At 62.1% G+C, this 14,666-nt stretch carries 11 protein-coding genes; 3 read left to right on the top strand and 8 right to left on the bottom strand.

Features of this window, described 5'->3' with window-relative positions:
* Positions 1–249: 249 nt before the first annotated feature.
* Positions 250–816, top strand: a complete 567-nt coding sequence (locus ELH03_RS02955) for a DUF6101 family protein (protein ID WP_017990459.1) — start codon at positions 250–252, stop codon at positions 814–816.
* 95 nt (positions 817–911) lie between these two features.
* Here ELH03_RS02955 and ubiA read toward each other — a convergent pair whose 3' ends face one another.
* From ubiA to ELH03_RS02930, 5 genes are all read right to left on the bottom strand, one after another.
* Positions 912–1,871 (bottom strand): 4-hydroxybenzoate octaprenyltransferase, encoded by a 960-nt coding sequence (gene ubiA / locus ELH03_RS02950; RefSeq protein ID WP_128402765.1) that lies wholly within the window; start codon positions 1,869–1,871, stop codon positions 912–914.
* Between the two features lie 161 nt (positions 1,872–2,032).
* Positions 2,033–2,845 (bottom strand): MipA/OmpV family protein, encoded by an 813-nt coding sequence (locus tag ELH03_RS02945; RefSeq protein ID WP_128402766.1) that lies wholly within the window; start codon positions 2,843–2,845, stop codon positions 2,033–2,035.
* 163 nt (positions 2,846–3,008) lie between these two features.
* Entirely contained in the window at positions 3,009–3,590 is a 582-nt protein-coding gene (locus ELH03_RS02940) for a histidine phosphatase family protein (protein ID WP_128411445.1), read from the bottom strand.
* A 67-nt stretch (positions 3,591–3,657) separates the two neighbouring features.
* A complete protein-coding gene (locus ELH03_RS02935) occupies positions 3,658–4,917 on the bottom strand; it encodes a cyclopropane fatty acid synthase (RefSeq protein WP_130766009.1) in 1,260 nt (419 codons plus the stop codon).
* 133 nt (positions 4,918–5,050) lie between these two features.
* A complete protein-coding gene (locus tag ELH03_RS02930; RefSeq protein WP_130766008.1) occupies positions 5,051–7,360 on the bottom strand; it encodes a Tex family protein in 2,310 nt (769 codons plus the stop codon).
* A 450-nt stretch (positions 7,361–7,810) separates the two neighbouring features.
* On the opposite strand from ELH03_RS02930, the gene glyS reads away from it, so the two are divergent.
* On the top strand, positions 7,811–9,925 hold the full coding sequence (gene glyS / locus ELH03_RS02925) for a glycine--tRNA ligase subunit beta (protein WP_128411443.1): 2,115 nt from the start codon (positions 7,811–7,813) through the stop codon (positions 9,923–9,925).
* Positions 9,926–9,982: 57 nt separating this feature from the next.
* A complete protein-coding gene (locus tag ELH03_RS02920) occupies positions 9,983–10,471 on the top strand; it encodes a 2-thiouracil desulfurase family protein (RefSeq protein ID WP_128402771.1) in 489 nt (162 codons plus the stop codon).
* A gap of 78 nt (positions 10,472–10,549) precedes the next feature.
* Here ELH03_RS02920 and ELH03_RS02915 read toward each other — a convergent pair whose 3' ends face one another.
* The 3 genes from ELH03_RS02915 to purD all read right to left on the bottom strand — a co-directional run bounded on the left by ELH03_RS02915 (position 10,550) and on the right by purD (position 14,598).
* Positions 10,550–12,373: a methyl-accepting chemotaxis protein gene (locus tag ELH03_RS02915; RefSeq protein ID WP_130766007.1), complete on the bottom strand. Its 1,824-nt coding sequence runs from the start codon at positions 12,371–12,373 to the stop codon at positions 10,550–10,552.
* A 386-nt stretch (positions 12,374–12,759) separates the two neighbouring features.
* Positions 12,760–13,221 (bottom strand): plant virulence effector HPE1-like domain-containing protein, encoded by a 462-nt coding sequence (locus ELH03_RS02905; protein WP_130766005.1) that lies wholly within the window; start codon positions 13,219–13,221, stop codon positions 12,760–12,762.
* A 99-nt stretch (positions 13,222–13,320) separates the two neighbouring features.
* A complete protein-coding gene (gene purD, locus ELH03_RS02900) occupies positions 13,321–14,598 on the bottom strand; it encodes a phosphoribosylamine--glycine ligase (RefSeq protein WP_130766004.1) in 1,278 nt (425 codons plus the stop codon).
* Positions 14,599–14,666 lie beyond the last annotated feature (68 nt).

Below are 14,666 nucleotides of genomic sequence, written 5' to 3'. Positions count from 1 at the left end.
AGCACATTTTGCCATGGAAAACTTACCTGAGGCTTACCTCTGGATGCATCATTTCAGAACACCACGCCGTTCACCTTCCGGAAACCCTGCCGGATTCGGTTTTGATAACCATCAGAGGAGGCAAAGTTTTCTTAACCGCAATTTTTAAGCTGTACGGAACGGCGGCTGCCTATTGTCGGCCACAGAGGACGAAAAGTCCCAAGGAGAAGACCGGAAATCGGCTCTCAGGTAAGACAAGGGTAGAATGAAATGAACAATCCCGTTATGAAGCCCGCTTGGGCTGGCACGACGTTACGCCTCGATCCGTCCCGCTTTCCCCAGCAGGTCAGCTACGCCATCCACGATTGTTCGGATGACGTCAATATCACGATAGACGAACGCGGTGCGGTCCTGCGCAAGGTCCTCCCCTCCAGCGGCCTACCGCTCTCGATTGCGCTGCCGAAGCGCGTTTTCAAGGGCGTCGCCGCCCGCGCCATCGACCATGGCGACGGCGATGTCACCGTAACCCTCGAACTCCATCACGCCGATCCGGAGCTCTGCATTCCGCTGCTCGTCGCCCATGATCTCAGCGACATCGCCGCCGACTGGCGCAGTTGGTCCGAGGCCTTCCGCATTCCGATGCTGATGGTCGAGGCCGACGGTGTTGCCCGGCCGCTCGAAGACCATATTGGCGCCTTACGCACCAGCGATCTCAAGCCTCGCCGCCGTCATTCCTACTTCGCCAATCGCCGTCCGCGCTTCCTCGTGCGCCGTACCACCGGCCGGCTGGGCGTCGCGATGAAGATCGAAGGTAAGGAAATCATCGCCCGCAACTGAACAAAAACGCGACAGTTCCATTTGGCGACATCGCTTCGGAACCATTTTGAAACCCGGCGCTCGCGCCGGGTTTATCGTTTCATTCGTCGTCCCAATCAGGGAATGGCAAACAGCAGCGAGATGAAGAGGCCGAAGAAGATGATCAGCCCGACGCGGTTGTTTGACTTGAAGAGCGCCAGGCACTGGTCGGCATCATCGATATCGAGCCGGACGATCTGCCAGGCGAACATGCCGGCCGCACCGAACAGACCCAGAAACGCGATGAGATTGGCGCCGGCCAGAGCGAAAGCGATAAACATCAGCACCAGCGTCAGCCCATAAAGGCCGATCAGCCATAGCCGCGTCCTGTCGCCGAACAGGCGCGCCGTGGAGCGGACGCCGATCAGCTCGTCATCCTCCTTGTCCTGATGCGCATAGATCGTGTCATAACCGATCGTCCAGGCGACGGAGGCGGCGTAGAGCAGGATGGCTGCAAAGGAGAGGCCGCCGAAAATGCCGGCCCAACCCATCAGCGCGCCCCAGGAAAAGGCAAGCCCCAGGTAGAATTGCGGCCAGTCGGTGAAGCGTTTGGCAAAGGGATAAAACGCCACGATCCCGAGCGAGAGCACGCCGAGGAAGACGTTGAGCCAGTTGAACTGCAGCAGCACGAAGAGGCCGACCAACGCCTGCAAGCCGATGAAGATCTTCGCCCGACGGCGCGTGACGCGGCCGGAGGGGAGCGGACGTGACCGCGTGCGCGCCACTTCCATATCGATCTCGTGGTCGACCAGATCATTGTAGGTGCAGCCGGCGCCGCGCATGGCGACCGCGCCGATGAAATAGAGGAACAGGTGAGATACCAGCAGGCTGCCGGAATAGATCCCCTCACCGATCGCCGCATTGGCGGCAAGGGTCGCCGACCAGAAGCACGGCCACATCAAGAGCTGCCAGCCGATCGGGCGATCCCAGCGCGCGAGCTGCGCATAGGGCCAAAGCCATGGCGGCAGGATCCGGTAGACCCAGTTATCGGAAGGTGCGTCGGAGACGCGATCGTTGAAGTCGCCAGTATCGTGCATGCCGCTCATCTAGCGGCGGGCCGCCGATCCGGTCAAGAAGCGATCATTGTATTTCCAGTTGCATCCCTCCCTAGATCGGAATCGATTTAAGAGTAAAATTATACGTAAATTCAATATGTCACGGCGCTCCGCACGTCTGAAAGGACCCGCGGCGGCGGCAATCACTGCAGGGAAAAATTGAACTTGTAGGTCGCCGAGACGCCGATCAGGACCTGGTTCTTCGAGCCGCGCTCGCGCACGAGGCTGCTGTCGGCAGCAGGACCCGCCAGCCGCTTATATTCGAGGAAGGAACTGGCCGAGAGATTTTCCGTCGCCTTCCAGGTGAGAGCCGTGCCGGCGCCATAGGACTGGATGCCCGACGAGGGTTTATAGGAATCAAGGCCGCTTGCCGCCGCCTGCTTGGCGTTAACGCCGTAATAGGCGTCGTAATAGCCGCTGGTAGCAAATGTCGCGCGCGGGCCGCCTGATAGCTGCAGGTCGGGCGCGATATCGGTGAAGGCATCGACCGCGAGATCGGCGACGATACCGTCATGCGAGCGGATGCCCTGGCGGACTTCGGCGCGGGCGCGAAGGAAATCGGTCGGGTAGACTTCGACGAAGCCGCCGGCTTCCGCGCCCCATTTGACCTTCTTCAAGCCCTTCAGCTCGCTGCCATCGCCGTCATCGCGCGACGGCACGAATTTGCCGACGATGCCGGCACGGAAGGCGCCCTTGTCGATGAGAGCGAAGGACGGGTTGTCGTTGCGCGAGGAAAAACGCGGGCCGGCGCCTTGGCGGCCGACCGAGATCAGCGGGCTGAACTTGAATTCATTATGCGACGAGCCCTCGAATTTCGGGGCCGAAAAGCCGGCGACGCCGACGCTCAGATACCAGTCGCCGGACCAGAAGTGCTGGCCGCTTTCCTGCGCGGCGGCCGAACCAAAAGAAGAAAGGGCAATAGCCAATGAGATCGATACGACTGATCGATGAGACACGTCCGCACTCCAGAAAACGCAAAAACAAAGCCGCGGAGGGCGGCGCTCGCTACATTTATCCTGATCTCGTTACCCCAATGTTAACCACGGCGAAGCAAAGGGCGCTAATGAAAGGCTGGTGGTATCTGCTATCGAATTCCGCAAAACCGGTCCCGCAATTGCTTTACCGTTGGTTCCAGCGGCGGATGACCGGTTCGGTCAGATCGTGTTCGTAGCCGAGCACGCTGATGCTGGCCGTATCGAGCACGAAACGGGAGCCGTCTTCCGGCGGCAGGCCGAGCCAGCGGGCGGCGAGGACCCGCAGGAAATGCGAACTCGAAAAGATCAGAATGGTGCCGGCCGTTTCGCGAAGCGCATGGATGACGGCGTCTGCGCGGGCGCCGACATCGGCGGCGAACTCGCCATTCGGGCAACCATCGCGAAAGAGCTGCCAGCCGGGGCGGTCGGCAAGGATCGCCTTGGTGGTGATACCTTCATAAGCGCCGTAGTCCCATTCGGCGAGATCGTCCTTGATCACCGCGCCCGATCCGAACCCGGCGAGCGTGCAGGTCTTGCGGGCCCGCTCGGACGGGCTCGACCAGACGGCGGAGAAGGTAAGGCCCGCCAGCCGGTCGGCGAGTTTGCGGGCGGCGGCCTCGCCGTTCGCCGTCAAGGGAATATCGCTGCGTCCAGTATGGCGCCCGGACAGGCTCCATTCGGTTTCACCGTGGCGGACCAGATAGATCTCGGGAAACGCATTGCTCATCGGCACGTCCTTTCATTGGAACCGGTCCCTCGGCAAAACCGCCAGTGGAAGCGGCACTTCCGCGGGATCAGAACGTCACCTTTTCCAGCGGTGCGCGCCTCGCCTCAAATTCCTTCAGCTTGGCTTCGTTGCGGGCGATGTAATTGCGATTGTCGGGAACGGCGAACTGGTTCTTGGCGATCTGGATCTGCAGGATGAAGAGCTCGTCCCAGCGGAAGCCCATTTCCGAACCCGCCAGATAGAATTCCCACATGCGGAAGAACTGCTCGTCGTAAAGCGCCACCGCTTCGGCCTTGCGCGCCACGAAACGTTCACGCCAATGGCGCAGCGTATAGGCATAATGCATCGGCAGGATTTCGACATCCTTGACCAGCAGCCCGGCCTTTTCGAGCGGCGGCAGGACCTCGCCGACGGAGGGGATGTAGCCGCCGGGGAAGATGTACTTCTCGATGAAGGCATTGGTGCCGAAGCTCGGCTTCGGGCGGCCGATCGAATGCAGCACCATGACGCCGTTGTCATCGAGCAGATCCGATACTTTGCGGAAGAAATTGCCGTAATTGCCGATACCGACATGTTCGAACATGCCGACCGAGACGATGCGGTCGAACTTCCTGCCCGTCATGGTGCGGTAGTCCTGCAGTTCGAAACGCACCCGGTCGGCAAGGCCGCGCTTTTCGGCGCGCGCACGCGAGACCTTGAGCTGTTCCTCGCTCAGCGTGATGCCGGTGAAATCGGCACCGTCGGTCGCCTCCGTCAGGTACATGCCCATGCCGCCCCAGCCCGAGCCGATCTCCAGGATACGCTGGTTCGGCTCGAGCAGCAGCTTGGCGGCGATATGGCGCTTCTTGGCGAGCTGCGCCTCGTCGAGACTGATGCCCGGCGGCTCGAAATAGGCGCAGGAATATTGCCAGTCCTCGTCGAGGAAAAGATCGAAGAGCTTGGCCGACAGGTCGTAATGATGGGCGACATTATGCTTGTTGCGATTGACCGGCACGCGGCTCTTCAGCTGCTGCCAGGCAATGCGGCCGAGGAGCAGTGCCGCCATCTTGAAATCGAAGATTTCGTTGGTGGTGTTCTGTTTCACCAGCGACAGGAAATCGTAGATGTCGCCCTGTTCGAGAACGAACCGGCCTTGCATGTACATTTCGCCGAGCTTCATGGCCGGATCGCGCCGGATGGCGTCCTCTGCCTCCTGATCGGCAAGGCGGGCGGCGACGATTTCACCCGTGCCGTCGCCGATAGTATGGGTTTCGCCATTGGCAAGGGTAAGTTTCAACGAACCCTTGCGGACGATTTGCTGGACGATCGATAAGAATGCCGACGCCATGGACGCCTCGCAAATGTGACAGGATGGTCACATCAACTTAGTAGCTCTCTTTCGCCTTACAAGCGCCGGATTTAGCACTCCGTTCAGAACGCTGCCAAACTGTTGCATTTTTGCCGAAATACCGGTTAAACCCTTATTTTCGCTTCATGGCTTCGGCAAGTGCCGCGCCGAATGCGCCCTGGCTCTCCGGTTTCTGAGCCGCGGGCCGGCGCTCGTTCTGCGGCCGCGACCCTTGGCTTGGGCGAGAATCACCACGCGGCGGCGGCGCTGATGAGCCGTCATCGCGTCGCATGGAAAGACCGATGCGCTTGCGCTTGGCATCGACTTCGACAACCCGCACCTTGACGACATCGCCCGCCTTGACGACCTCGTGGGGATCCTTGACGAAGCGATCGGCAAGCTGGGACACGTGCACCAGACCATCCTGGTGCACGCCGATATCGACGAAGGCGCCGAAGGCGGCGACATTGGTCACCGTGCCTTCCAGCACCATGCCGGGCTTGAGGTCGGAAATTTCGTTGACGCCCTCGGCAAAGGTCGCGGTCTTGAAGCTCGGACGCGGGTCGCGGCCGGGCTTTTCCAGCTCCGCGATGATGTCTTTGACCGTCGGCAGACCGAATTTCTCGTCGATGAACTGGCGCGGATCAACCGATTTCAACACCGCGCTATCGCCCATCAGCGCGCGCAGATCGCGGCCACAGGCGGCGACGATCTTCTTGGCAACGCCGTAAGCCTCCGGGTGCACCGAGGAGGAATCGAGCGGCTCCTTGCCGTTGGGAATGCGCAGGAAGCCGGCGCATTGCTCGAAGGTGCGGCCGCCGAGGCGGGCGACCTTCAGGAGATCCTTTCGCGTCTCGAAACGGCCTTCGCTGTCGCGGTGGCGGACGATGGCGTCGGCGATCGACGGGCCGAGGCCGGAGACGCGGGACAGCAGCGGCGCAGACGCGGTGTTGAGATCGACACCGACGGCATTCACCGCATCTTCCACCACCGCATCGAGGGAACGCGACAGCTTCTGCTGGTCGACGTCGTGCTGATACTGGCCGACGCCGATCGACTTCGGCTCGATCTTGACGAGTTCGGCGAGTGGATCCTGCAGGCGCCGCGCGATGGAGACGGCGCCGCGCAGAGACACGTCGAGATCAGGGAATTCTGCCGCTGCGGTCGCCGAGGCGGAATAGACCGAGGCGCCGGCTTCCGACACGATGACCTTGGTCGGCTTCGGCGCCGGCAACTCGGCCAGCATGTCGGCCACCAGCTTTTCGGTTTCACGGCTGCCGGTGCCATTGCCGATCGAGATCAGCTCGACATTATGCTTGCGGATCAGCGATGCGAGCTCGACCTGGGCGCCACGCACGTCGTTCCTCGGCTGGAAGGGATAGACAGTCGATGTCGCCACCACCTTGCCGGTGCCGTCGACGACGGCGACCTTGACGCCGGTGCGGATGCCGGGATCGAGACCCATCGTCGCGCGCGAGCCGGCGGGCGCTGCCAAAAGCAGGTCCTTGAGATTGCGGGCGAAGACATGGATCGCCTCTTCTTCGGCCCTTTCGCGCAGTTCCCGCATCAGGTCGAGCGAGAGCGACATGGAAAGCTTGACGCGCCAGGTCCAGCTTGCGACCTCCATCAGCCAGCGGTCGCCGGGACGGCTCGTACCGATCTCGTAAGCCGCCACGATCATGCGTTCGACCGGCTTGTTCGGAGAGGCGGTCTCGGCGTCGGCCTCGATCGTCAGCGTCAGCACCTCCTCGTTCCAGCCGCGCAGCATGGCGAGCGCGCGGTGGCCGGGGGCGGTCGCCCAGCGTTCGGAATGGTCGAAATAATCGGAAAACTTCTCGCCGGTCGCCTGCTTGCCGTCGACGACTTTCGCCTTCAGCAGCGAGGCCTGGCGCATATGGGCGCGCAACTTGCCGAGCAGGTCGGCATTTTCGGCAATGCCTTCGGCGATGATGTCGCGCGCGCCTTCGAGCGCCGTCTTCACATCGGGCACATCAGATGTGATGAAGCCTTCGGCCAAGACCGCCGGTTCCCTGGCGCGGTCGGCCAGGATCGTCTCGGCGAGCGGGCCGAGGCCGCGTTCACGGGCGATTTCGGCGCGTGTGCGGCGCTTCGGCTTGTAGGGCAGATAGAGATCTTCGAGCTCGGCCTTGGTTTCGGCGCCGGCGACCTTGGTCATCAACTCATCGGTCATCTTGCCCTGGCCGGTGATCGATTCGACGATCGCGTCGCGCCGGGCTTCGAGCTCGCGCAGATAGACCAGCCGCTCGGCGAGATTGCGCAGCTGCGTATCATCCAGCCCGCCCGTCACTTCCTTGCGGTAGCGGGCGATGAAGGGCACGGTGGCACCCTCGTCGAGCAACTCGATGGCGGCTTTGGCCTGTTCGGGCCGGGCGTTGATTTCGGCGGAGATGCGGGCTGCGAGAAAACGGAGGTCTGCGGCCATGGGATTTCCTGTTTCGTCAGAGGTGGCGGGACCATAGCGGCGAAAAGCGGCAAGGCAATGCCCGACTGTGGTTTTCACAGCGGAAGTTAATGGATTGGGGAACCATCGCGTGTTGCCGTGTGGCCCCCTCATCTGCCTGCCGGCATCGACCGGGGCGAGCCGCCGGTTTCGTCCGTCCTTCGGACCCCCGAGGGGAGAAGGGATATGCCGCACTGGTTTCCTCCATAACAAACGGCGGCGGCAAGAGTAGACCGCTGCCGCAACTCCCCTTCTACCCATCGGGGAGAAGGTGCCCGGCAGGGCGGATGAGGGGGCCACACGGCAACACCTGCCGGTCACCCCACCCCATCGCTCTCTTCCGTTTTTGCGGTTGTGCAGATGCGGCATTCTTTGATAGCAGAAGCAACGTTTTTGGATCGCCCTGCCCGCGGGCGCAAGGAAAAGATTGACATGCCAAACCTTCTTCTCGAACTCCGCTCCGAAGAGATTCCGGCCCGCATGCAGCGCAAGGCTGCCGGCGACCTGAAGAAGCTCGTCACCGATGCGCTTGTCGAAGCGGGCCTGTCCTACGAGGGCGCGCGCGAATACTGGACGCCGCGGCGGCTTGCGCTCGACATTCACGGCCTGACGGCGCGCTCGGCCGATGTGCGCGAGGAACGCAAGGGGCCGCGCACCGACGCCAACGAGAAGGCGATCGAGGGTTTTCTGCGCGGCGCCGGCCTTTCCTCGGTCTCCGAAGCGCAGGTGGTAAGCGATCCGAAGAAGGGCGATTTCTACGTCGCGGTCATCTCCAAGCCCGGCCGCGCGACGGAAGAGATCGTCACCGATATCATGCCCGGCATCATCCGCGATTTTCCCTGGCCGAAATCGATGCGCTGGGGCAAGGCCTCGTCGAAGCCCGGCGCGCTGCGCTGGGTGCGGCCGCTGCAGTCGATCGTCTGCACCTTCGGGCCTGAGCATGAAGAGACCACCGTCATCCCCTTCGAGATCGACGGTATCACCGCTTCCAATATCACCTACGGCCATCGCTTCCATGCGCCCGAGGCGATCACCGTCCGGCGCTTCGACGATTATGCGGCGAATTTGGAAAGGGCCAAGGTCATCCTCGATGCCGAGCGACGCAAGGACATCATCCTGCATGACGCCCGCGACATCGCCTTTGCCAACGGGCTGGAGCTGGTGGAAGACGAAGGCCTGCTGGAGGAAGTCTCCGGCCTCGTCGAATGGCCGCAGGTACTGATGGGCAGCTTCGAGGAGGATTATCTCTCAATCCCCTCGGAAATCATCCGGCTGACGATCAAGACCAACCAGAAGTGTTTTGTCACCCGCAAACAGGGTGAAGAGACGCTTTCGAACAAGTTCATCCTCGTCTCCAATATCCAGGCAAGCGACGGCGGCAAGGAAATCGTCCACGGCAACGGCAAGGTGGTGCGGGCCCGGCTGTCGGATGCGCTGCATTTCTGGAAGCGCGACCAGGGCAATCTGCCGGATCTCGAGACGCTGACGGCGTCGGCGGCAAAGTTCGGCCTCGACATCAAGAAGCCGCTCGACCAGCGCATGGCCAAGCTCGATGCGCTCGACGTGACGTTCCATGCCAAGCTCGGCACACAGGGCGCGCGCGTCGCCCGCATCCGGGCGCTGGCCAAGGAATTGGCCGACACCACCGGTGCCGACCCAGCCCTCGTCGATCGCGCCGCCGTGCTCGCCAAGGCCGATCTGCGCACCGAAGCCGTCGGCGAATTTCCGGAACTGCAGGGATTGATGGGCCGCAAATATGCGGTGCTGCAGGGTGAGGATGCTTCCGTTGCCGCAGCGATCGAGGACCATTACAAGCCGCAGGGTCCGTCGGACCGCGTGCCTGAGGACAGAGTGGCGATCACCATCGCCCTTGCCGACAAGCTCGATACGCTGATCGGCTTCTGGGCGATCGATGAAAAGCCGACGGGGTCGAAGGATCCGTTTGCGCTGCGGCGTGCCGCCCTCGGTGTCGTCAGGATCCTGCTGGAGCGAAGGATCCGCCTGCCGCTGCTGGCAACGACAAGGGATGGCGACCTGCTCTCCTTCTTCCACGACCGTCTCAAGGTCTATCTGCGCGACCAGGGCGCCCGCCACGATCTCATCGACGCCGTGCTGACACCCGATGCCGACGACCTGTTGATGGTGGCGCGCCGCGTCGAAGCGCTGACGGCCTTCATCACCTCGGAAGACGGCAAGAACCTGCTCGCCGGCACCAAGCGGGCGACGCAGCTGCTCGCCGCCGAGGAAAAGAAGGGCACCGTGATCGCCGACGGCGTTTCGCAAGCGCTTCTGAAGCTCGATGCCGAGAAGGAATTGTTCGCCGCGATCTCCAGCGCCTCGAAGGATGCCTCGGACGCCGTCGCCGGCGAGGACTTCCGCTCGGCAATGGAAGCGCTTTCCAAGCTGCGCGGCCCGGTCGACCGCTTCTTCGAAGACGTGCTCGTCAATGACGAGGACGCCGCCATCCGCGCCAACCGTCTCGCCCTGCTGCGGCTGATCCGCGAGGCGACGGGAACGGTTGCGGATTTCTCGAAGATCTCGGGGTGATATTCGGCCGCCATCGGCGGTCTGGTATTGCGGCCGCCGTAGCGTTATTCAAGAGACATGCAGAGCAAGATTCTCGTCAGCGCCTGTCTCATGGGCCACCCCGTCCGCTATGACGGGCGGGCGAAGCCGTTGCTTCACCCGGTAATCGAGACATGGCGGGCCGAGGGCCGGCTGGTGACGATCTGTCCGGAGATGTCGGCGGGCATGAAGGTGCCGCGCCCTCCGGCCGAGATTGGAAATGCTGCGACCGGCGAGGATGTGCTGGCCGGCATGGCGCGGGTTGTCGAGCTGACGGGCGCCGACGTAACGGAAGAGTTCCTGCTGGCGGCGGAAAATGCCGTGGCGCTCGCAAGGCAGGCCGGCTGCCGCTATGCACTGCTCATCGACGGCAGCCCGTCCTGCGGATCCGATTTCATCTATGACGGCACCTTTTCCGGCCACAAGCAGGCCGGCGCCGGCGTGACGGCGGCGGCGCTGAAAGCGGCCGGTGTCGAAGTGTTTTCCGATCATGAGATCGCGCGGCTGATCGAACGTATCGCGCAATAAGCCTCAAAAGGCACGGCCGCCGGAGAACCGACGGCCGCTAAAAATTTGGTGATAAAAACGCTTTTGTCCCCGCGCCGTTTAAGCGGCACGGCGACCTTGATGCATGGCCGGGGCAGCGCTTTCGCCACTGACGCGGAAGCCGCGGATGAGGTCGATCAGTTCGTCGGTATCGGTGGCCAGCGTTTCGGCCGATGCGGTGGTCTCTTCGGCCATGGCAGCGTTCTGCTGGGTGGCGGCGTCGAGCTGGTTCATCGACGAGGAGATCGAACGCAGCGTCGTATCCTGTTCGGAGGCGCTGTGGGCGATCTTGGCGACGATCTCGTTGGCGGCCTTGATCTGGTCGGAGATGCGCTTCAGCGCCTCGCCAGCCTCGCCGACCAGACGGACGCCGTGATCCACCTGGCTGGAGGAGCGGGCGATCTGGTCCTTGATCTCCTTGGCGGCAGCGGCGGAACGCTGGGCAAGCTCACGGACTTCCTGGGCGACGACCGCAAAACCCTTACCGGATTCACCGGCACGAGCCGCCTCGACGCCGGCATTCAGCGCCAGGAGGTTGGTCTGGAAGGCGATCTCGTCGATGACGCCGATGATCTTGGTAATCTCCGACGACGACTTCTCGATGCCGCTCATTGCCTCGATCGCCTGGGTGACGATCGCATCGCTATGGGTGGCCTCGGTGCTGACCGAGTGAACACGTTTGCTCGCTTCATGGGCGCCATCGGCCGTCTGACGGACGGCGACGGTCAGCTCATCGAGAGCAGCCGAGGTTTCTTCCAGGCTGGCGGCCTGGCGCTCGGTGCGCTGCGACAGCTCGTTGGAAGCGCGGCGGATCTCTTCCTTGCTGGTGCCGATGTCGGTGCCCTTGGCGCTGACCTTGGCCATGGCGGCTTCGAGATGCGACAGCGCATCGTTGAAGTTGTCGCGAAGGGCGGCATACTTCTGGCCGAGATCGGCGCAACGCACGGTGAGGTCGCCGCGGGCGATCATCTCCAGCGCCTGGCCGATCGTCGTCACCACCCGCGCCTGCAGCGTTGCTTCATCCTGCTGCTGGCGCAGATTGTTTTCGCGCTCGCTTTCCAGCGCCAACTGCTGGGCCGCCTCGCGATCGGACATCGCATGGCGCTCCCTGATCTTTTCCTGCAGCGACTGCGTCGCCTTCGCCATCATGCCGACTTCGTTGTTCATGCCGATATGCGGAATGGTGATGGAGACATCCTCTTCGGCGACCGACTGCAGGGCGGCATGGACGTTGTTGAGAGGTCCCGATATGCCACGGATGACGACGTAGGCGGCGGCCATGGCGAGGAAGAACAGAACGATGCTGCCGGAGAGCGCGGTCAGGATCGTGCTGTTTATCTGAGCATCGAGATCGTCCATGTAGACGCCGGTGACGACGACGACCTTCCAGGGATCGAAGGCCTGTGCATAGGCCGTCTTACGAAAATCGCCGGCGGGCTGGCCCGGTTTGGCTGTGGAATAATATTCGACGAGACCGCCGCCCTGCTGCCCGAGCTTGACCAGCTCTTCGCGATAGAGCTTGCCTTTGCTGTCCGGCTGGCCCTTGTTGACCTGACCGACTTTCGCGGCATCATAATGGAACATCATCTGGATGTCGTAGCTATAGCCGAAGAAATAGCCATCGGGGTCGTATTTCATCGCATTGACCGTGGCGTAGGCCTGCCTCTGGGCGTCTTCCAGCGTCATTTCGCCGGCAGTCACCTTTGCCTGGTAGATTTTGAGAACCGAGACCGCCGACTGAACCTCGGCGCGGAGCATGTCATAGCGCTCCTTGTAGATCGCATCGACCGAGGAGCGGATCTGCAGGGAGGTGGCGATCGCAAAGGCGATCATCAGGCCGACGACCAGCAATATGAGCTGCTTTGATATTTTCAAATTTTTCATGACGCCTCGCAACGGGAATGGGTAGCTGCATTCCGGTGCGGTTTTCTACCGCCTGTGCGAGCGCGCCAAACAAGACGACGCGTCTACCGCTGCTAAAACAAACATGCTGCGACCGGGTAAGCAACAATTGATGCCCATCCTATAAAAAAGCTTTAACTTTATTGAACGCGATACGAGTTTCCCTAAAAATCCAGGGGTGCTTACAAAGCAAAACCGCCGGATTCTCATCCGGCGGCCTAATATCATTTCTTTTCGAATTCTCAGCGTGCCCGGCGCATCAAAACAGGAATGCACCCCCGCTGCTCATCGAGGGTGCATTCGTCCACCGGTGGTGGAACCCCAAGCGATCGAAACCTTGATCAGGCAGGGGCAGGGAACTTTATGTTTTAGAAACGCAGCTTGAACTCGGAAACGTTAATTGCTGCCGGTTGTTCCGCCATACCTGCCGCAACGGGCCTGGCGTCGCCGCCTATGACGGCCGCGGTGGTTGCATTCATGTCGATACCGTCTACCGGCGCCGCCGGCGGCGCGGCGGCAATCATGGATTCAGGCGTCGCCTTGCTGACGAAGACGACCGGCGAGCCGCCCATCCAGCCTTCGGTGCGATAGATCTTCTTTTCGCCGCCGACATCGCGGATTTCACTCGCCTGGAGGACGCCGGGCTTCAGCTCCGGCACCGTATAGTCCTTCTTGGTCAATTCGGCCTGGAGCGGCGGACAATCGGCACAGGTTTCGGTGACGATGCTGCCCTCAGCGCGCGGCGCAGTTTTGCCGACCACCTCTATCGAGGACGCCATCGCAGAGCCTGCCATCAGCAGGATTGCCGCACCGAGGAAAATCTGACGCATCAATGCCACTCCGTCTCATCTTGGGAGCGGTATAGCGCAGCTTTGTTTCCATCCCGTCAGGGGAAAGGGTAAAAATTTAAAGAACGGGCCGGTTTATACTCATTCCGAGCCGGTTTCGCGCTCGATCGCCCGCCAGCCGATGTCGCGCCGGCAGAAGCCGTTTTCCCATCTCACCCTGTCGAGCAGCGCGTAGGCGCGGCTCTTGGCCTCGGCGACCGTGCCGCCTGACGCGGTGACGTTCAGCACGCGGCCGCCAGTCGCAACCAGTGCACCGTCTTTCAGAGCCGTGCCGGCATGAAACACCTTCTCGCCCGCGCCTGCGTCCGGCAGGGAAACGATCGGCGTGTTCTTCTCGTAGGTGCCGGGATAACCCTTGGAGGCCATGACCACCGTCAGTGCCGGATTGTCGTTCCACTCGGCGTTCACCTGATCGAGCGTGCCATTGGCGGTGGCGAGCAGCAGCGGCAGAAGATCGCTCTTCAACCGCATCATCATCACCTGGCATTCGGGATCGCCGAAGCGGACATTGTATTCGATAAGCTCCGGCCCCTTCTTGGTGATCATCAGCCCGGCGAAAAAGACGCCGGAGAAGGGATGACCGCTTTCGGCCATGCCGCGCATCGTCGGTTCGATGATCTCTTTCATCGTCCGCTCGACCATCTCGGCGGTCATGACAGGCGCCGGCGAATAGGCGCCCATGCCGCCGGTATTGACGCCGGTATCGCCCTCGCCCACCCGCTTATGATCCTGGGCGGTTGCGAGCGGCAGCGCATGTTTGCCATCGCAGAGGCAGAAGAAGCTCGCTTCCTCGCCATCGAGATAGGCTTCGACGACGACTTCGGCGCCGGCGGCGCCAAAGGCGCCCTCGAAGCAGTCGTCGACCGCGGCCAAGGCTTCATCGAGCGTCATCGCAACCGTCACGCCCTTGCCGGCGGCGAGGCCGTCGGCCTTGACGACGATCGGCACACCCTCAGCGCGGATATAGGCTTTGGCCTTCGGTCCATTGTTGAACCGCTGGTAGGCGCCTGTCGGAATGTCGTAGCGGGCGCAGATATCCTTGGTGAAGCCTTTGGAGCCCTCAAGCTGGGCTGCGGCAGCGGAAGGACCGAAGACCGCCAGGCCATCGGCGCGCAGCCGGTCAGCGAGGCCGGCAACCAGCGGCGCCTCCGGGCCGACGACGACGAAATCGATCGCCTTGTCCTTGCAGAAGGCCGCGACCGCTTCGTGATCCTCGATATCAACCGGCACGAGGACGGCGTGTTCGGCAATGCCCGGATTGCCGGGTGCGGCGTAGAATTCCGTCATCAACGGCGATTGCGCCAGCTTCCAGGCGAGCGCATGCTCGCGTCCGCCCGATCCGATCAACAGAACCTTCATGCGCGACCCTTTCCTTTTCTGTCTGGCGGTTAAGGGCCAAGGGCTAAAACTGTCTCTTATACACATCT

Origin of the sequence: Rhizobium beringeri, from assembly GCF_004306515.1 — a bacterium.
In the GTDB taxonomy this organism is placed as follows: Bacteria; Pseudomonadota; Alphaproteobacteria; order Rhizobiales; family Rhizobiaceae; genus Rhizobium; species Rhizobium beringeri.
This window is presented reverse-complemented; position numbering and strand designations above follow the sequence as displayed.